This window comes from Actinomadura monticuli (genome assembly GCF_041463655.1).
Lineage (GTDB): Bacteria > Actinomycetota > Actinomycetes > Streptosporangiales > Streptosporangiaceae > Spirillospora > Spirillospora monticuli.
In genome coordinates, this window is sequence record NZ_JAXCEI010000002.1 from 198,912 (window position 1) to 218,591 (window position 19,680).

Below are 19,680 nucleotides of genomic sequence, written 5' to 3' on the forward strand. Positions count from 1 at the left end.
TCACACGCCCAGCTCGTTGTCGATGAACTCGAGGATCTGGCCCGCGTCGGCGGCGCGCAGCCGGTCCGCCGCGTCGCGCCCGCCGTCGCCGTCGCCGTCGCCGGCCCGGCTCTCCTTCCAGCGGGCCAGCAGCGCCTCCAGCCGCGCGGTGACCGCGCCGGCGTCGACGTCGCGGGCCGCCGCGAGGACGCGCTCCAGGCGCGCCACCTCGTCGAGCGGCCCGGCGGCGTCCCCGGCCGGGGCGCCCGCCGCGTCCCCGTCGCCGGGGGCGAGCCGCTCCAGCAGGTGGTCGGCGAGCACCGCGACCTCCGGGTGGTCGAAGGCGAGCGCGGAGTGCAGCGTCAGCCCCGTCGCGGCGGCCAGCCGGTTGCGCAGCTCGACGGCGGTGAGGGAGTCGAACCCGAGGGACTTGAACGACGCGTCCACCGGCACCGCCCCCGGGTCGTCGTGGCCCAGGACGGTCGCCGCGTTGGCGCGGACGAGTCTCAGCACCGCCCTGCGCCGCTCGGGTGGGGCCATGCCCCGCAGCCGCGCCGGCCAGTCGTCCGGCCGTCCGGTCCGCGCCGCGGCACGGCGGGCGGGACGCGCGGCGGGCACCGCGAGACCGCGCAGCGGCGCGGGCAGCTCCCGGACGGGCCGCCCGGCCAGCGCGCCCGCGTCGAAGCCGAGCGCCACCAGGGCGGGACGCCCGTCGCGGCGCGCGGCGTCGAACAGGGCGAGGCCCTCGTCGGTCGGGAGCGCCGTGATCCCGAACCGGCCGAAGCGCGCCAGGTCGGCCTCGGTCAGCCTGCCGGTGAGCCCGCTGATCTCCGCCCACAGCCCCCACGCGATCGACAGGCCGGGCAGCCCGGCCGCCCGCCGGTGGGCGGCGAGGGCGTCGAGGTAGGCGTTGGCCGCGGCGTAGTTCGCCTGCGCGAGCGTGCCGAGCGTCCCGGCGAAGGAGGAGAAGACCGCGAACATGCCGAGCCGCAGGTGGGCCGTGGCCCGATGCAGGTGGTGCGCCCCGTCCGCCTTGGCCGCCCACACCCGCGCGAGGTGGCCGGGCGTCAGCGACCGCACCAGCGCGTCGTCGAGCGCCCCGGCCGCGTGCACGACGCCGGTCAGCGGATGCGCCGGATCGACGCCGCCGACCAGTTCCCGCACCGCGTCCGGGTCGGCGACGTCGGCCGCGACGGCGCGCGCCTCGACGCCCAGCTCGCCCAGCCGCGCGATCAGCTCGGACGCGCCGGGCGCGTCCGGTCCGCGCCGGCCCGCCAGCAGCAGCCGGCCTGCCTGCCGGGTCCGCGCCAGGTGCTCGGCCACCGCCGAGCCGATCGTGCCGGTGCCGCCGGTGATGATGACGGTGCCATCGGGGTTCGCGGGGGGCGGCACGTCCAGGACGAGCTTGCCCGTGTGCCGTGCCTGGCTCATGTACCGGAACGCCTCGCGGGCCCGGCCGAGCGGCCACGCCCGTACGGGGAGCGGCGGCAGCGTCCCGTCGGCGAACAGCCCGGCGAGGTCGGCGAGCATCTCGGCGATCCGGTCGGGCCCGGCGTGGTCGAGGAGCTGGAACGCCGTGTAGGAGATCTCCGGGAGGGCGGCGGGGTCGCGGACGTCGGTCTTGCCCATCTCGACGAACCGGCCGCCCCGCCGCAGGAGCCGCAGCGAGGCGTCGGTGATGTCGCCGGTCAGGCTGTTGAGGACCACGTCGACGCCGTCGCCGCCGGTCGCCCGGCGGAAGGACTCCTCGAAGCCGGTGTCGCGGGACGACGCCCGGTGCGGCGCGTCGATCCCGTTCTCCGCGAGGACGTCGTGCTTGCCGGGGCCGGCCGTCGCGTACACCTCCGCGCCGATATGGCGCGCGATCCGCACCGCCGCCATGCCGACTCCGCCGGTGGCCGCGTGGATCAGGACGCGCTCGCCCGGCCGCAGCCCGGCCAGGTCCGTGAGGCCGTACCAGGCGGTCAGGTACGCCACGGGCGCGGCCGCCGCGTGCCGGAGGTCCCATCCGGCGGGGACCGGTGCGAGGGTCCGGGCGTCGGCGACCGCGACGGGGCCGAACGCGCCGCCGAACAGGCCCATCACCCGGTCGCCGGGCGCCAGGCCGGTCACGCCGGGGCCGGCGTCGAGCACCACTCCGGCGCCCTCGCTCCCGAGGCCCGTGTCCGGGTCCATGCCGAGCCCGATCAGGACGTCCTTGAAGTTGATCCCGGCGGCGTGCACCTCGACCCGCACCTGGCCGGGCCCCAGCGGTTCCAGCACCTCGGGGCACGGCACGGCCGCGATGCCGTCGAGCGTCGCGTCCGCGCCCTCGGCCAGCCGCCACGCCCGCTCCCCCGCCGGGACGGCGAGCTCCGCCGGCTCGGCCGCCGGGGTCATGCGCGGCACGAGCAGCCGGCCACCGCGCACCGCCGCCTGCGGTTCGTCCGCCGCGAGGGCCTGCCGGACGCCCCGGTCGACGTCGGCGTCGTCCTCGACGTCGAGCAGGACGAACCGCCCGGGGTTCTCCGACTGCGCGCTGCGGACCAGCCCCCACACCGCCGCCCCGCCCAGGTCGGGGTCGTCGGCGGCGACCGCGCCCCGCGTCACCAGCACCAGCCGGGAGCCGGACAGCCGCGGTTCGGCCAGCCAGTCCTGGACGACGCCGAGCGCCCGCTCTGGAGCAGCCCGCCCGCCGGAGGTGTCGAGGCGTGCGACGGCGGCTGAGGGGACGGCCGCGTCCCGGTCCATCGCGTCGAGGTCCATCGCGTCCAGCTCCACCCAGGTCTCCTCGCCCGGGGCGCCGGACGGTTCCGGCTGCGGCGTCCACTCCACCGCGAACAGCCCGTCGGGGACGCGCCTCAGCCTTTCGGCGCCGGCCGGGCGGAGCACGAGCGACTCGACGGTCAGCACCGGCGCGCCCGCCGGGTCGGAGACGCGGACCCGCACGCCGTCGCCGGGCCCCCCGGACGGCGAGATCCGGACGCGGACCGACGTGGCGCCGACCGAGTGCAGGCGGACGCCGGACCAGGCGAACGGCAGCCGGAGCGCGCCGGAGTCGAGGGGGCCGTCGAGCAGGAGCGGTTGCAGCGCCGCGTCCAGCAGGGCGGGATGGACGCCGAACCCCTCGGCGCCTCCGGCGGCCTCCGGCAGGCTCGCCTCGGCCAGCAGGTCCGGCCCCCGCCGCCAGACCGCGCGCAGGCCGCGGAAGGCCGGGCCGTAGTCGTAGCCCGCCGCCGCGGCGCGGTCGTAGAAGTCGTCGACGGGCACGGGCTCGGCGCCGGGGGGCGGCCACTGCCCCTCCCCGGCGTGCTCGCGCGGTTCCGGGGCGAGGACGCCGGTCGCGTGATGGGTCCAGCCGCCGGGCCCGGCGTCGGCGTCGGGCCCGGTGTAGACGCGCACCTCCCGGCGGCCGTCGTCGCCGGGGGCGTCCACGAGCACCTGGACGTGCAGGGTGCGCGTCCCCGGGAGGAACGCCGGCTCGCGGAGCGTCAGCTCCTCCACCGTCGCGCAGCCGGCCTCGTCGGCCGCGCGCAGCGTCCATTCCGCCAGCGCCGCGCCGGGCACCAGCGCGGCGCCCGCGACCGCGTGCTGGGAGGCCCAGCCGCCGCCGGACGCCGACAGGCCGCCGCCGAGCATCAGCCCGCCGTCGGCGAGCGCGACCGACACCGGCAGCACCGGATGGCCCGACCCGGTCCCCGCCCCGATCCCCGATCCGGCCCCGGCCTGCGTCCCGGCCCGGTCGGCCAGCCAGTACCGGGTGCGCTGGAAGGCGTAGGTCGGCAGGTCGGCGGTGCGGGGCGGCGGGTCGGCCGGGAACCAGGCGGCCCAGTCCACGGGCGCCCCGGCGGCGTACGCCTCGCCGAGGGAGCGGGCGACCCGGGCGGGGCCGCCCTCGTCCCGGCGCAGCGTCGGCACGGCGGCGGCGTCGACGCCGGCCGCCTCGAACGACTCCGCCAGCCCCACCGCCAGGACCGGGTGCGGGGCGGCCTCGACGAACACGCGGTAGCCGTCGTCCAGCAGCGCCTGGACGGCGCCGGCGAAGCGGACGGGACGGCGCAGGTTGGTCACCCAGTACGCGGCGTCGAGGGAGGCGCCGTCGGCGCGGGCGCCGGTGACGGCCGAGTAGAACGCCACGCCGGTGCTCTTCGGAGCGATGCCGGCCAGCGCCTCGGTCAGCTCCCCGGCGATGCGGTCGACCTGGGGGCCGTGGGAGGCGTAGTCCACGTCGATCAGGCGGGCCCGCAGCCCCTGCCGCTCCGCCGCCTCCACGACGGCGGCCACGTGCTCCGGCCCGCCGGACACGACGGTGGAGCGCGGGCCGTTGGCGGCGGCGACCGTGACGTCCCCCGCGCCGGCGAGCAGCCGCTCGACCTCCTCGGCGCCCGCGCCGATCGACGCCATCGCGCCCTCCCCGGCCAGCCGCCGCAGTGCCCTGGCGCGGACGGCGACGACCCGCGCGGCGTCCTCGGTCGACAGCGCCCCGGCGACGCAGGCCGCGGCGATCTCGCCCTGGCTGTGGCCCACCACCGCGGCGGGCCGGACGCCGTGGTGCTCCCACACGGCGGCGAGGCCGACCATCACCGCCCACAGCGCCGGCTGCACCACGTCGACGCGGTCGAGTTCGCCGCCGTCGCCGCGCAGCACCTCGGTCAGGGACCAGTCCACGTGCGGGGCGAGGGCCCGCTCGCACTCGGCGATACGGTCCGCGAACACCGGCGAGGACTCCAGAAGCTCGGCGCCCATGCCAGCCCACTGGGAGCCCTGGCCGGGGAACACCAGCACCGGGTCCGAGCCCACGGTGCGGCCCGCCACGACGCCGGGGTGCGCCTCGCCGTCCGCCAGGGCCGCCAGCGCGGCCGGCCTGTCGTCCCCGACGATCACGGCGCGGTGCTCGAACGCCGAGCGGGTCGTCGCGAGCGACCAGCCCACCTCGGCCGCCGTCGCACCCGCGGAGCCGTCCGCCAGGAAGTCCGCCAGCCGGCGCGCCTGGGCCCGCAGCGCCGCGGCGCTGCGGGCCGACACCGCCCACGGGACGACCGGCGGCTCCGCGGCCGGGGGCGCGGGCTCCGGCTCCGCCGGGGCCTCCTCCAGGATCAGGTGCGCGTTCGTCCCGGAGATCGCGAACGAGGAGACGGCGGCGCGGCGCGGACGGTCCGCGTCCGGCCACGGCGTGTCCTCGGTGAGCAGCCGGACGGCGCCGGTGTCCCAGTCGACGTACGGGGTCGGCTCGGCGGCGTGCAGCGCGGCGGGCAGCGTGCCCGCCCGCATCGCCATCACCATGGTGATCACGCCGGCGGAGCCCGCCGCCGCGACGGTGTGCCCGATGTTGGCCTTGACCGACCGCAGCCACAGCGGCCTCACCGGCGGGCGGTCCCGCCCGTAGGCGGCCAGCAGCGCCTGCGCCTCGATCGGGTCGCCCAGCCGGGTGCCGGTCCCGTGCGCCTCCACCGCGTCCACGTCGGCGGCGGTCAGGCCCGCGTTCGCCAGCGCGTGCCGGATCACCTCCTCCTGCGCGAGGTCATTGGGGGCGGTCAGCCCGTTGCTCGCGCCGTCCTGGTTCACCGCCGAGCCGCGGATCACCGCCAGGACCCGCCGGCCGTTGCGGCGCGCGTCCGAGAGCCGCTCCAGGAGCAGCAGGCCGGCGCCCTCGGCGAAGACCGTCCCGTCCGCGTCCGCGGCGAACGGCTTGCAGCGGCCGTCGGGCGCGAGCCCGCGCTGCCGGGAGAACTCGGTGAACAGGGCCGGGGTGGACAGCACCAGCACCCCGCCCGCCAGGGCCAGCGTGCAGTCGTCGCCGCGCAGCGCCTGGCAGGCGAGGTGCAGGGCCACCAGGGACGCCGAGCAGGCGGTGTCGATGGTGACCGCCGGGCCCTCCAGGCCGAACGTGTAGGCGACGCGCCCGGAGACGACGCTGGTGCTGCGGCCCGTGGTGGCGTGCCCCTCCAGGCCCTCGGGGATGCGGGCCTGCCCGGACACGTAGTCCTCACCGGACATGCCCGCGTACACGCCCGTCCTGGTGCCGCGCAGGGTGGCGGGGTCGATCCCGGCGCGCTCGAACAGCTCCCAGGACGTCTCCAGCATCACGCGCTGCTGCGGGTCCATCATCAGCGCCTCACGCGGGCTCAGCCCGAAGAACTCGGCGTCGAACCGGTCGGCGTCGTGCATGAAGCCGCCGCGCCGCAGGTAGCTGGTCCCGTGGTGGTCGGGGTCGGCGTGGAAGAGCGCGTCGAGGTCCCAGCCGCGGTCGGCCGGGAACTCGGTGAGCGCGTCGCCGCCGCCGGCGACCAGCCGCCACAGCGCCTCGGGAGAGTCGACGCCGCCCGGGAAGCGGCACGCCATGCCCACCACGGCGATCGGCTCGGCCGACCGCTCCTCCACCTGCCGCAGGCGCCGGCGGGTCTCGTGCAGATCCGCCGCGACCCGCTTCAGGTAGTCGACCAGCTGCTCCTCATTCGCCATGGGGCATCACCATTCAGGAGACTCCGAGCTCGTTGTCGATGAAGTCCAGGACCTGCTCGGCCGACGACGCAGACCGAAGCCGGTCCGCCGCGCCGTCGTCGTCCTCGTCCGCGGACCGCCGCGCCTGCTTCCACGTCTCCAGGAGCTGCTCCAGGCGGGCCGTGACGGTGCCCGCGTCGCTCTCGCCGACGTCGGCGCCGGAGAGGCTGGACTCCAGCCTCGCCAGCTCGCCCAGGATCGGGCCGACGGCGCGGCGGCCCGTCCGCGTCCCGGCGCCGCCGTCGGCGACGCGGCGCAGCAGCTCGCCCGCCACGTCCCGCGGGGTCGGGTGCCCGAAGACCAGCGCGGCGGGGAGCGCGATTCCGGTGGCCGAGACGAGCCGGTCGCGCAGCTCGACGGCCATCACCGAGGCGAGGCCCAGCTCGGTGAACGTGGCGTCGGGCCGCACCTCGGCGGGGTCTGCGTAGCCCAGCACGGCGGCGGAGTGGCCCTGCACCAGGTCGAGCACCATGCGGCGCCGCTCCTCCTCGGCGAGCGCGGCGAGCCGGTCGGCGAGGCCCGCGTCCCGCCCGTCGCCGGAGGACGCGACCGGACGCCGCCGGGCCGCGCCGCCGTTCCCGCCGCCGTTCCGGCCGCCGTTCCGACCGCCGTTCCCGGCGCCGTCCTGGTCCGCCCGCTCCTGCTCGGCCGCGGCGCGCAGCCGGTCCTCGTCGGCCCTGCGTAGGACGACCTCGGCGTCCAGCACGGGGCCGCCGTCCGGGTCGGTGACGGTCAGCCGGACGCCCTGGTCGAGATCGCCGCCGAGCGCCGACAGCCGCACACGGACCGAGGTGGCGCCCACGGCGTGGAGGGCGACGTCGTTCCAGATGAACGGGAGCCAGACCCCGCCGCCGTCCAGCCCGCCCTCCAGCAGCGGGTGCAGCACGGCGTCCAGGAGCGCCGGGTGGACGCCGAAGCCGTCGCGGACGGCGGCGGCCTCCGGGAGATCGATCTCGGCGTAAGCCTCGGAGCCGTCCCGCCACATCGCCCGGAGGCCCTGGAAGGCGGGACCGTAGCCGTAGCCCGCGGCGTCCGCCCGGGCGTAGAAGCCGGTGAGGTCCACCGGCTCGGCTCCGGGCGGCGGCCACGCCGCCGGCGGCTCGCCCGGTGCGGCGGACGCGGTGCCGAGCATGCCGGTGGCGTGGCAGGTCCAGGCGGCGCCGGCGCGGGAGTACACGCCCACCTCGCGGCGGCCGTCGCCGCCGGGCGCGCCGACCACGACTTGGACGTTCACGCCGCCCGGGTCCGCGACCGCCAGGGGCGCGCGCAGGACGAACTCGTCGACGCCGGAGCAGCCCGCCTCGTCGGCGGCCCGCAGCGCCCACTCCACCTGCGCCGCGCCGGGCACCAGGAGGGCGCCGGCGATGACGTGGTCGGCGAGCCAGGACTGCCGCCGCGGTGACACGCGCCCGGTGAGCACGCGGCCGTCGCCGTCGGCGGGCTCGACGGCCGCCCCCAGCACGGGATGCCCGGTCGAGCCGAGGCCGAGGTCGGCGGCGTCCACGACCTCGCGCTCCGGGGCCAGCCAGTACCGCTCCCGCTCGAACGCGTACGTGGGCAGGTCGACGACGCGCGGCGGCGGATCGGCGGGGAAGCAGCGGGTCCAGTCGACGTCGACGCCCGCGGTGAACGCCCTGGCGAGCGCCCGGACGAGCTGGTCCCGCCCGCCCTGGTCGCGGCGGATCGTGCCCAGCGCGGCGGCGCGCACGCCCGCCTCCTCGGCGCACTCCTCGATCCCCGGCGTCAGGACGGGGTTGGGCGCGGCCTCGATGAACACGCGGTGCCCGTCGTCCAGCAGGGCCTTGACGGTGGCGGCGAAGCGAACGGGACGGCGCAGGTTGGTGACCCAGTAGCCGGCGTCGAGCGGGACGCCGGTCCGCCCGCCGGTCACGGTCGAGTAGAAGGGCACCCGCGCGGCGGCGGGCCGGACGCCGGCCAGGGCCTCGGTCAGCCCGTCCGCGATCCGATCGACCTGCGGGCCGTGGGACGCGTAGTCCACGTCGATCGTCCGGGCGCGCAGCCCCTGCTCCTCGGCGGCGGCCACCACCGCGGCCACCTGCTCGGGCGGGCCCGAGACGACCGTGGACGCGGGGCCGTTGACGCCCGCCACCGTCACGTCGCCGGCCGGGTCCAGCAGCCGGGCGGTCTGCTCCTCGCTCGCCCGCAGCGACGCCATCGCCCCCTGACCGGACAGCCGCCGCAGCGCACGGCTGCGCACCGCGACGACGCGGGCGGCGTCCTCGATCGTCAGCGCCCCGGCGACGCAGGCGGCGGCGATCTCCCCCTGGCTGTGCCCGATCACGGCCGCCGGGGTGACGCCGTACTCCGCCCACACCGCCGTGAGGGAGACCATCACCGCCCACAGGGCCGGCTGGACGACGTCGACGCGCGACAGGTCGCCCCCGCGCAGCGCCTCGACGAGCGACCAGTCCACGTACGGGGCGAGCGCGCGCTCGCAGTCGGCGACGCGCGCCGCGAAGACGGGGGAGCATTCCAGCAGCTCCGCGCCCATCCCGATCCACTGCGAGCCCTGCCCGGGGAACACCAGCACCGGCCGGGCGCCGCCCGCGCCCGCCACGCCGGTGACGACGTCGACGTCCGGGCGGCCGTCGGCCAGGGCGGCCAGGCCGTCCAGCAGGCGGAGGCGGTCCCCGCCGATCACCGCCGCGCGGTGCTCGAACACCGAGCGGGTCCTGATCAGCGACCAGCCCACCTCGGCGGGCGTCACGCCGGGAGCGGCGGCGACGTGCTCGGCCAGCCGCCGCGCCTGCGCCCGCAGCGCCCGCGCCGACTTCGCCGACAGCACCCACAGCGGGGCGGACGGCTCGGGTCCGCCGCGTTCCGGCGCCTGCTCCAGGACGAGGTGGGCGTTGGTGCCGGAGATGCCGAAGGAGGAGACGGCGGCGCGGCGGGGGCGGCCGGTGTCCGGCCAGTCCACCGGCCCGGTCAGCAGCCGCGCCTCGCCCGCCGACCAGTCCACGTGCGGGGACGGCTCGTCCACGTGCAGCGTCGCGGGCAGCGTGCCGTGCCGCAGCGCCATCACCATCTTGATCACACCGGCGACGCCCGCCGCGGCCTGGGTGTGCCCGATGTTCGACTTGACCGTCCCCAGCCACACCGGCCGGTCCGCCGGCCGATCGCGCCCGTAAGTGGCCAGCAGCGCGTTCGCCTCGATCGGGTCGCCCAGGGTCGTGCCGGTGCCGTGCGCCTCGACCGCGTCGACGTCGGACGCGGACAGGCCCGCATTGGCGAGCGCCCGGCGGATGACGCGCTCCTGGGAAGGCCCGTTCGGCGCGGTCAGCCCGTTGCTGGCCCCGTCCTGATTGATCGCCGAGCCCCGGACCACGGCCAGCACACGATGCCCGTTGCGCCGCGCGTCCGACAGCCGCTCCAGGACGACCAGGCCCACGCCCTCGGCCCAGCCCGTGCCGTCAGCCGCCGCCGAGAACGCCTTGCACCGGCCGTCCCGCGCCACCCCGCGCTGCCGCGAGAACTCCACGAACATGCCCGGCGTGGCCATCACCGTCACGCCGCCGGCCAGCGCCAGCGAGCACTCCCCCTGCCGCAGCGACTGGCACGCCAGGTGCATCGCCACCAGCGACGACGAGCACGCCGTGTCCACCGTCATCGCCGGGCCCTCCAGCCCGAAGGAGAACGCGAGCCGGCCCGCCATCACGCTGGGGGCCGTGCCGGTCAGCAGCTGGCCGTCGGCGTCCTGCGACGCCTCGTGCATGCGCGGTCCGTAATCCTGGGTGGTCGCGCCGACGAACACGCCGGTCGGGCTGCGCCGGAGCGACGCCGCGTCGACGCCGGCCCGCTCGAACGCCTGCCACGCGGTCTCCAGCAGCAGCCGCTGCTGCGGGTCCATCGCCGCCGCCTCGCGCGGGCTGATCTCGAAGAACCCCGCGTCGAACAGGTCAGCGTCGTACAGGAAGCCGCCCTCGCGGACGTAGCTGCGTCCGGACCGGCCGGGGTCCGGGTCGAACAGCTCCGCGAGGTCCCAGCCCCGGTTCTCCGGGAACGCGCCGACCGCGTCGACCCGGCCGTCCACCAGGTCCCACAGCTCCTCCGGCGACGTCACCCCGCCCGGATACCGGCACGCCATCCCCACGATGACGATCGGGTCGCCGCTCGCGTCCGGGGCGGCGCGCCCGCCCGGCGAGGCGGCGGGCGCGCGCAGGACCCGGTCGCGGAGATGGTCGGCGACGGCCGCAGGCGTCGGATGGTCGAAGGTCAGCGTCGTGGGAAGCGCCAGCCCGGTCTCGGCGCCGAGTCGCCGGGACAGCTCCGTGCCCGCGATCGAGTCGAAGCCGAGCTGCTTGAAGGTCAGGCGCGGATCGACGGCGTCCGGCGTGGCGTGCCCCAGGACGGCCGCGACGCTCGCGCGCACGGTCTCCAGCAGCGCCTGTTCGCGGTCCGCGTCGTTCAGCGCGGCGAGGCGCTGGACGAACGGCGAGTCCCCCGGCGGCGCCGCCGGGGCCTCCGGGGGCGACGGCTTGTGTTCCGGCTCGTGTTCCGGGACGGGGCGGGACGCCGTGCCGGGCCAGAACCTGGTGCGCTGGAACGCATAGGTCGGCAGGCCGACCCGCCGGCATCGCCGTCCCGCGAACACCTGGTCCCAGGCGAGATCGGCACCCCGCACGTACAGTTCGGCAACGGCGGCGGCGAGCCGCGTGTCCGGTCCGAGTTCGAGGAACGTCCCGGCGTCGCCGCCCAGGGACCGGACCCCTTCCATGAGCCGTCCCGGCTCCCTGGCCTGCCCGGCCCAGTGATCGGGGGAGCCGAGCTGCTCGACGGTGATCGGGCGCCCCGTCGCTCCGGACACGACAGGGACGGCGGGAGCCGACACGGCCATTCCGGAGACCACGTCCCGGAGCCCGTCCAGCGCCGCGTCCTCGTCCGGCACTGCGTCCTCGTCTGGCGCCTGGGCGAGGCGTCCCTGCGCCGTCACGAGCGCGCACGCGTCGGCGAGCGACAGCGCCCCGGCGACGTGGGCGGCCGCCGCCGCACCGGCCGCGTGCCCGACCAGGGTGTCCGCCTCGATCCCCCACGACTCGACCAGCCGGTACAGCGCCACGTCGAGCGCGAACACGGCGGCGGCCTCTCCGGGGCCGGGGCCGAGCAGCGCCCGCGCCTCGTCCAGCGCCTGGGCGAACCGCGGGTGCACCGCGTACAGGTCGTCGACGATCTCCGCGTGCCCGCTCCCGGCACCGCCGAGGAGGACGGTGACGCCGCCATCGGCCGCGCTGCCCTCGACCAGCCCTTCCGCGCCGGTCCCCTCCTCCAGGCAGGCGAGCCGGTCGAGCCGCTCGTCAAGGTCCACGCCGAAGACCACCGCCCGGTGGGCGAACGCGGAACGCGTCGTGCCGAGCGAGTAGCCGACGTCCGCGACGTCGGCGTCCGGGTGCTCGGCGAGGTGCCGGCGGAGCCGCCCGGCCTGCGCGGCCAGCGCCGCCCGGCTCGTGCCCGACAGCGGCCACGGGACGTCCGCGGTCGGCGTCGCCGCCGGGCGGTCGTCCTCGACGGCCGGCTCCGGCGCCTGGCCGAGCACGAGGTGGCAGTTGGTCCCGCCCATGCCGAAGGAGCTGACACCGGCGAGCAGCGGCCGGTCCGGGCGCGGCCAGCCGGACGGCTCGGCCTGGACGCGCAGCCCGAGCCGGTCCAGGGGGATGTCCGGGTTCGGCGTGCTGAAGTTGAGGCTCGCCGGCAGCCGCCGGTGCCGCAGGCTCAGCGCCGTCTTGATGAGCCCGGCGATCCCGCCCGCGCCTTCGAGATGCCCGATGTTCGTCTTGACCGAGCCCACCGGCAGCGGGGCGCCGGCCGGACGGTCCGCGCCCAGGACGGCGCCGAGCGCCGCCGCCTCCACCGGGTCGCCGACCGGGGTGCCGCTCCCGTGCAGCTCGACGTACTGGACGTCCTCCGGCGACACCACGGCGGCCCGGTACGCCGCGCGCAGCACGCTCTCCTGCGCCGCCGCACTCGGCACCGTCAGCGCGTCCGTGCTCCCGTCGTTGTTCACGGCGCCGCCGAGGATCACGCAGTACACCGGATCGCCGTCGCGGACGGCCGCGTCCAGCGGCTTGAGCAGGACCACTCCCCCGCCCTCGCCGCGGACGAAGCCGTTGGCGCGGGCGTCAAAGGTGTGGCACCGGCCGTCCGGAGACAGACCGCCGAACTGGTCGGCCATCTCCATGCCGTCCTCGCCGAGGATGAGGTTGACGCCGCCCGCCAGCGCGAGCGGGCACTCGCCGCGGCGCAGGCTCTCGGCGGCGACGTGCACGGCGACCAGCGACGACGACTGCGCGGTGTCGATGTGCAGGCTCGGGCCGCGCAGGTCGTACCGGTAGGAGACCCGGTTGGCGATGATGCTGCGGTGCAGGCCGGTCATGGCGTGGCGGGCGCTGCCGTCGAGGTCCGCGCGGGCCAGCAGCGCCGCGTACTCGGCCCAGATCGCGCCGACGAACACGCCGGTGTCGCTGCCCGCCAGGGACGGCGGGCGGACGCCGGCGTCCTCCAGCGCCTCCCAGGTCAGCTCCAGCATGAGGCGCTGCTGGGGGTCCATCGCCAGCGCCTCGCGCGGCGAGATGCCGAAGAACTCGGCGTCGAAGGACGCCACGTCGTCGAGGAACCCGCCGGGCCAGGCCCGGCCGCGGTCGGCGGGCATCGTGCTGATCGCGTCCTCGCCGTCGCGCAGCAGCCGCCAGAACGCCGCCGGGTCGGGCGCGTGCGGCAGCCTGCAGGCGAGGCCGATGACCGCGATGGGCGCATGGTCCTGGGCAGGCATTGAGGTCCTCCGCGCGGGACATCGCTTCTTTCTCGGTGCCCGCCATCATCGGACCGCCCGCTAAAGGCGCGCCAAACGTGCGCGGCGCGCGCCCCCGAGCCGGGAGTTAGGGGTGGGCTAAGGGTTATCGCGGCGGCGGAACGGGCGGACCATCGAGCATCGGACGCCGCGAATCCCGACGAGGAGACCTGCCATGCCTCAGCCTTCGCGCGTGAAACGAACGCTCGCCGCGCTCGCGCTCGCCTGCGGAACGCCGCTCGCCGTGGCGGCACCGGCGCACGTCGCGATGGCGGAGCCCGCCGTCACCGGCCTCACCTGCTCGACGCACGAGCTCCACGTGCGCATCACCGACCCGGGGCCCGCCGACCAGACCCTGTGGGGCCGGCTGTGCTACCCCGGCACCGCGCGGCCCGCCACGGTGCAGCTGCTGGTGCACGGGTTCACCTACAACCACCTGTACTGGGACTTCCCGGTCCGGAACGACCGCTACTCCTACGTCAAGGCGGCGGCCGCCGCGGGATACGCCACGTTCAACGTCGACCGGATCGGCGAGGGCGGCAGCTCGCACCCGCCGAGCGACCAGCTCAACCTGCCCGCGGGCGCCGTCGCGCTGCACGACGCCATCACCGCGCTCCGGTCGGGCGCCCTCGACGGCCACGCCTTCTCCCGCGTGGTGTGGGTCGGGCACTCCCAGGGCTCGTTCCATGGCTGGTACGAGCTGTCGCGCTACCGCGACGTGGACGCGGCGGTCCTGACCGGCTCGCTGCACGCGGGCAATCCCGAAGGCGCGGAGATCATCCATCCGGCCCTGGAGGACCCGAAGTTCGCGGACTCGGGCCTCGACCCCGGCTACGTGACGACGCTGCCCGGCACGCGCGGTTTCTTCTACGACCCGGCGACGTCGGAGCCGGACGTGATCGCCGCCGACGAGGCTGCCAAGGACGTGGGGACGCTGACCCCCGGGCCGGCGCTGCCGGTCCCCATGGACTTCACGGCGCCGGTGCTGCTGGTGTCCGGGCAGCGCGACCGCGGCCAGTGCGTCAACGTCACCGAGTACAACTGCGCGGATCCGGCCACCGTTTTGGCGTTCGAATCGCAGTTCTACCGGCCGGAGACGCACCTTAGCGTCCGGATGATCCCGGAGACCGGCCACGACCTCGCCCTGTCGACGACGGCGCCGGTGACCGACGCGGTCATGCTCGGCTGGATCCGCTCGACCCTGGCTCGCTAGGCGCGGAAACGGACGTCCCGTGCGCCCCTGGGATGCCGTCCGGCTCCGGGGCGCCGAGTGCGTCGTCGGGGCTGTGCAGCCTTATCTCCAGCCCGTCCAGGAGGCGCTCCAGCCCGTAGCCGAAGCCGTCCTCATGGAGCTTGTCCATGTCGATGCCCTTGGTCGCGTACCAGACGGCGATGTAGCCGGGGTACTCGTCCTGGAGGCCGCGCAGGTACGGGTCCAGCTCGGCGACGAGCTCGTTCGGATGCTTGCCGGCGCGGTCCGAGGCCTGGTGCATCGCGGCCGCGATCGTCGCCGAGCCGACGGCGTGGGACGACAGCAGCTCGCTGGCGAAGGCCAGCTCCACCCCGGTGAACCCGGCCGCCGCCAGCGCCCCGATCATCCGCTCGCCCATCCGCATCGCGTTGGGCCCGATGGTGGGCCGGGCGCCCATCAGGCCGATCACCCAGGGGTGCCGCAGCAGCACCGCCCGGTACTCCTCGGCGCAGGCCCTGGCGGTGGTCCGCCAGCCGGCCTCGGCGAGGTCGGGGATGTCCATCTCCCCCATGACCTGGTCGACCGCGAGTTCGAGCAGCTCGTCCTTGTTCGCCACGTACCAGTAGGACGAGGTCGCCCCGGCGCCCAGCCGCTCGCCGAGCCGGCGCATGCTCAGGCCGTCCATTCCCTCGGCGTCGAGCAGCTCGATCGCGGCGGCGACGATCTGGTCGCGGCTCAGCGGCGGCTGCCCCCGGCGCGCCCGGCGCGGCGGCCGGGTCCAGACGGAGACGGCGATGGGATCGGTGTTTCGCGGCATTCCCCGTCCTTAGCGCTCTCGCTGGCTCTTTTACAGGCTACCCGCTGTCGCACACCCTGCGATTCATAGTACAGTGTGCGAGAATCAAACAACGTACGAGCGGAGAGACCAGATGTCGTCCCCTCGAACCGAACCAGAAACCGCAGAGCCGGCTCCCGACCCGCGGCGGTGGTGGATCCTCGCCGTCCTCTGCCTGAGCCTGATCGTCGTCGTCATCGACAACATGGTGCTGAACGTCGCGATCCCGTCGCTGATCGAGGACCTCGGCACCAGCATGTCCGGGATCCAGTGGGTCCTGGACGCCTACATCCTGGTGTTCGCCGGGCTCCTGCTCACCGCGGGCGGGCTGTCGGACCGGTACGGCCGGCGGCGCTGCCTCGTCATCGGGCTCGTCCTGTTCGGCGCCGCCTCGGTCGTCGCCGCCTACGCCCAGACGACCGGCCAGCTCATCGGCGCCCGGGCGCTCATGGGCGTGGGCGCGGCGTTCCTCATGCCGGGGACGCTGTCGATCCTCACCACCGTCTTCGACGACGAGGAGCGCAAGAAGGCCATCGCGATCTGGAGCTCGGTGCTCATGGTCGGCGCGCTGGGCGCGCCCCTCGTCGGCGGCGTCCTGCTGGAGCACTTCTGGTGGGGCTCGGTGTTCCTGATCAACCTGCCCATCGTCGCGCTGAGCGTCGTCGCCGCGCTGCTGATCATCCCCGAGTCGCGCGGGCCCGCCACCCGGCCCGACATACCCGGCGCCGTCCTGTCCACGCTGGGCATGGCGGCCCTGGTCTACGGCATCATCTCCGCCCAGCGGGACGGCTGGACGTCCGTCGAGACCACGGGAGGGATCGCGGTCGCGGTCATCGCGCTGGCGGGCTTCGCCTTCCGCGAGCACGCCGCCAAGGAGCCGATGCTCCCGCTGCCGCTGTTCCGCGACCGCAACTTCACCGGTGCCAGCGTGACGCTCGTGCTGGTGGCGTTCTCGGCCGGCGGGCTGATGCTCGTGCTGACCCAGTACATGCAGTTCGTCCTCGGCTACAGCCCGCTGAAGACCGGGGTCGCCTTCATCCCGCTGCTCGTCACCGTGATCGTCTTCAACGGCGTCGGCGTGCCGCTCAGCAAGAAGATCGGCGTCCGGGCCACCATCGTGACCGGGCTCGTCCTGCTGGCGGCGGGCTTCGGGCTGCTGGCCATGCTGTCGCCCGGCGACGGCTACCCGCAGCTGGTCACCGCGCTCCTGATCACCGGTGCCGGCAGCGGCACGGTCGGGCCCGCGGCGTACAACACGCTGCTGTCCGCGCTCCCGAAGGAGCGGGCCGGCGTCGGCTCGGCCATCAACGACACCGTCTCGCAGACCGGCCAGGCGCTCAGCGTGGCCGTCCTCGGCACGGTGCTGACCGTCTTCTACGCCGACGAACTGCCCGAGAGCGTCACCGGCAAGGCCCGCGACTCCATCGGCGAGGCGCTGACGGCCGCGGCGGCCAGCGGCGACGCGGGGCTCGCCCGCGTCGCGCAGGACGCCTTCGTCAACGGCATGTCGTCCGCGTCGGTCGTCGGCGCGATCGGCATGCTGGTCGCGGCGGTCGTGGCGCTCATCGCGCTGCGCCCGGTCGCCGCACCCCCGGCCGAGGAGCCCACCGAGACGAAGGTGGACACTTCGGCCTGACTCCACGGCGGAAGGGGCCGGCGCCGCACTGGCGCCGGCCCCTTCCGCCGTGGTGCGGCGGGCTAGCGCGGGAGGCCCTCGCCGGCGCCGGAGTGCTCTCCGGCGAGGTGGCTCGCGAGCCGCGCCGGCGTCGGATGGTCGACGATGGTCACCAGCGGGATCTCCATGTCGGTGATCGTCATCAGCTTCTTGGTCAGCTCGATCGCGGACAGGGAGTTCAGCCCGAGCTCCAGGAAGTTGCCGTCGTCCTCGACGGTGCGCAGCGCCAGCAGCGCCGCCACCTGGGTCCGGATCGTCTCCCGGAGCAGCCGCTCCCGCTGCGCCGCGTCGCCGCTCGCGAAAGAGCGCCGCAGTTCCTCGTCGGTCATGTCGGTATCACCATTGCCTTCGCGTCTCGACTACCGTTTCGCGGTCCATTGCGTTGATGTCGTCGGGTCCCGCGTCCTCCTTTCGCCTCGCTCCGTCCGGGGGCGCCGGTACGGGGTCGTACAGCCAGTACCGCTCGCGCTGGAACGCGTACGTGGGCAGCGGGACGGTGCGGGGCGGCGGCTCGCCGCCGAGAAGCCCGGCCCAGTCGACGGCGGCGCCCAAGGCGTGCAGCCGGGCGAGAGCCTGGAGCAGCGACCGCGGCTCCGGCCGCTCGCCGTCGAGCACGGGCAGCGCCAGGGGGGCCGGCTCGCCGGACGGCGGGGACGGGCAGCGGCCGAGTTCCAGCAGCACGCCCGCCTCGGCCGGGTCCGCGGCGGGAACCGCGACCGGTTCCGCCGGGTCTCCGCCGACGGACTCCGCGATCAGCCGGCACGCCTCCGCCAGGCCGACCACTCCGACGGCGTGCGCGGCGGCGATCTCGCCGGTCCCGTGCCCGATCACCATGTCCGGCCGCAGCCCGGCCGCGTCCAGCAGCCGGGCGAGCCCGACCTGCAGCGCGAACAGGCCGGCGGCCTCTGACGGGTCGTCTTCAAGGCCGTCGCGGACGTCGAGCATCGCGCGCACCTCGTCGACGGCGCCGGCGAACACGGGGAACCGCTCGTACAGTTCCGCACCGGCGCCCGGCCGGGGGCTCTCCCCGCCGAACACCCAGGCCGTCCGTCCGGCGGGGGGCGGCTCGGGCCGTCCCGCGGCGACCGAGCGCAGACCCTCCACCAGCTCCGCGCGGTCGTCGCCGACGACGACCGCGCGGTGCTCGAAGACCGCCCTCGTCGCCGCCAGCGACCAGGCCACGTCGCCCACCGGCAGCTCGGGGTGCTCGGTGACGTGCGCGGCCAGCGCGGCGGCCTGCGCCCGCAACGCCCGCTCGCTCCGGGCCGACACGGCCCACGGCACCGGGTGGACGGACACCGGCCCGCCGTCGCCGGCCCGTTCCGCGGGCTCGGGGGGCTCTTCCAGGATCAGGTGCGCGTTGGTGCCGGAGACTCCGAACGACGACACTCCGGCCCTGCGCGTCCGCTCGCCCCGCTTCCACCCGGCGGGCTCGGTGAGGAGCTCCACCTCGCCCGCCGACCAGTCCACGTACGGGTTGGGCCGGTCGACGTGCAGCGTGGCCGGCAGGGTCCCGTGCCGCATCGCGAGCACCATCTTGATCACCGAGGCGACCCCGGAGGCGGCCTGGGTGTGCCCGATGTTGGACTTGACGGAGCCGAGCAGGAGCGGCCGGTCCGGCGGGCGGTCCGTCCCGTAGGCGGCCAGCAGCGCCTGCGCCTCGATCAGGTCGCCCATGGCGGTGCCGGTGCCGTGCGCCTCGACGGCGTCCACGTCCGCCGCGGCGAGGCCGGCGCCGGTCAGCGCCTCGCGGATCAGCCGCTGCTGGGTCGGGCCGTGCGGGGCGGCGAGCCCGCCGCCGCCACCGTCCTGGTTGACGGCCGAACCGCGGATCACCGCCAGCACGGGACGGCCCTCGCGCAGGGCGTCCGGCAGCCGCTCCAGGACGAGCAGTCCCGCGCCCTCGCCCCACACCATCCCGTCGGCCGCCGCCGCGAACGCCTTGCAGCGCCCGTCGGGGGCGAGCATGCCGGGCTGCGCCGCGTACTCCAGGAACAGGCCCGGGGTCGCGAGGACGGTGGCGCCGCCGGCGAGCGCGAGCGTGCACTCGTCCCGGCGCAGTGCCTGGCAGGCGAGGTGCATCGCGACCAGGGACGACGAGCAGGCCGTGTCCACCGTCAGCGCCGGGCCCTCCAGGCCCAGCAGGCGCGACACCCGGCCGGAGGCGAGGCTGCCGGAGATGCCCGAGCCGAGGTGGCCGAGGACGTCGTCCGGCGCCCGGTCCGAGCGGGCCAGGCCGGTGATGTAGTCGTGCGTGGTCAGCCCGGTGTAGACGCCGGTGCGGCTGCCGCGCAGCGCGTGCGGGTCGATGCCGGCGGCCTCGACGGCCTCCCAGGCCAGTTCCAGCAGAATCCGCTGCTGCGGCTCGGTGGCGACCGCCTCGCTCCGGCCCATGCCGAAGAAGGACGCGTCGAAGTCGAGCGCGTCATGGACGAAGCCGCCGGCGCGGTCGGGCAGCGTGCCGTCGGCCGAGCGGAGCCGCTCGACGTCCCAGCCGCGGTCGGCGGGGAACGCGCCGATGACGTCCCGGCCGTCCGCGACCAGCCGCCACAACCGCTCCGGTGTGCGCGCGCCTCCCGGGAACCGGCAGGACATCGCGACGACCGCGATCGGCTCCCGGTCCCGGGACTCGTACTCGCGCAGGCGCCGCCGGGCCCGGTGCAGCTCGGCGGTGGTCCATTTCAGGTAGTCGACGAGCTTTTCTTCGGTCGCCATGC

Annotated in this window: 7 protein-coding genes; 2 read left to right on the forward strand and 5 right to left on the reverse strand. The window is 76.1% G+C overall.

The genetic code is table 11. The annotated features are described in order from the left end of the window. On the reverse strand, positions 1-6,420 hold the full coding sequence (locus SM611_RS04645; protein ID WP_371947548.1) for an SDR family NAD(P)-dependent oxidoreductase: 6,420 nt from the start codon (positions 6,418-6,420) through the stop codon (positions 1-3). Positions 6,421-6,433: 13 nt separating this feature from the next. Next, a complete protein-coding gene (locus SM611_RS04650; RefSeq protein WP_371947549.1) occupies positions 6,434-13,243 on the reverse strand; it encodes a type I polyketide synthase in 6,810 nt (2,269 codons plus the stop codon). Between the two features lie 211 nt (positions 13,244-13,454). Here SM611_RS04650 and SM611_RS04655 point away from each other — a divergent pair, with 211 nt between their 5' ends. Beyond that, complete coding sequence (locus SM611_RS04655; protein ID WP_371947550.1) at positions 13,455-14,474, forward strand: alpha/beta hydrolase; 1,020 nt, start codon at positions 13,455-13,457, stop codon at positions 14,472-14,474. On the opposite strand, the gene SM611_RS04660 is transcribed toward SM611_RS04655, so the two are convergent. Further along, positions 14,437-15,270 (reverse strand): TetR/AcrR family transcriptional regulator C-terminal domain-containing protein, encoded by an 834-nt coding sequence (locus SM611_RS04660; RefSeq protein WP_371947551.1) that lies wholly within the window; start codon positions 15,268-15,270, stop codon positions 14,437-14,439. The two genes, SM611_RS04655 and SM611_RS04660, sit on opposite strands and share 38 nt — an antisense overlap. Before the next feature lie 112 nt (positions 15,271-15,382). On the opposite strand from SM611_RS04660, the gene SM611_RS04665 reads away from it, so the two are divergent. Next, positions 15,383-16,924: an MFS transporter gene (locus SM611_RS04665; RefSeq protein ID WP_371947552.1), complete on the forward strand. Its 1,542-nt coding sequence runs from the start codon at positions 15,383-15,385 to the stop codon at positions 16,922-16,924. 62 nt (positions 16,925-16,986) lie between these two features. Here SM611_RS04665 and SM611_RS04670 read toward each other — a convergent pair whose 3' ends face one another. Both SM611_RS04670 and SM611_RS04675 read right to left on the reverse strand, forming a co-directional pair. Further along, positions 16,987-17,292 carry an acyl carrier protein gene (locus tag SM611_RS04670; protein ID WP_371947553.1) on the reverse strand — a complete coding sequence of 102 codons (306 nt, stop codon included), beginning with the start codon at positions 17,290-17,292 and terminating at the stop codon, positions 16,987-16,989. Positions 17,293-17,299: 7 nt separating this feature from the next. Next, positions 17,300-19,678 carry a type I polyketide synthase gene (locus SM611_RS04675; RefSeq protein ID WP_371947554.1) on the reverse strand — a complete coding sequence of 793 codons (2,379 nt, stop codon included), beginning with the start codon at positions 19,676-19,678 and terminating at the stop codon, positions 17,300-17,302. Between the last annotated feature and the right edge of the window lie 2 nt (positions 19,679-19,680).

Bases quoted from the DNA above. Each gene is read 5' to 3' on its own strand.
- SM611_RS04645 (WP_371947548.1), bottom strand. From the start codon at position 6,420: ATGGCGAATGAGGAGCAGCTGGTCGACTACCTGAAGCGGGTCGCGGCG.
- SM611_RS04650 (WP_371947549.1), bottom strand. From the start codon at position 13,243: ATGCCTGCCCAGGACCATGCGCCCATCGCGGTCATCGGCCTCGCCTGC.
- SM611_RS04660 (WP_371947551.1), bottom strand. From the start codon at position 15,270: ATGCCGCGAAACACCGATCCCATCGCCGTCTCCGTCTGGACCCGGCCG.
- SM611_RS04665 (WP_371947552.1), top strand. From the start codon at position 15,383: ATGTCGTCCCCTCGAACCGAACCAGAAACCGCAGAGCCGGCTCCCGAC.
- SM611_RS04670 (WP_371947553.1), bottom strand. From the start codon at position 17,292: ATGACCGACGAGGAACTGCGGCGCTCTTTCGCGAGCGGCGACGCGGCG.
- SM611_RS04675 (WP_371947554.1), bottom strand. From the start codon at position 19,678: ATGGCGACCGAAGAAAAGCTCGTCGACTACCTGAAATGGACCACCGCC.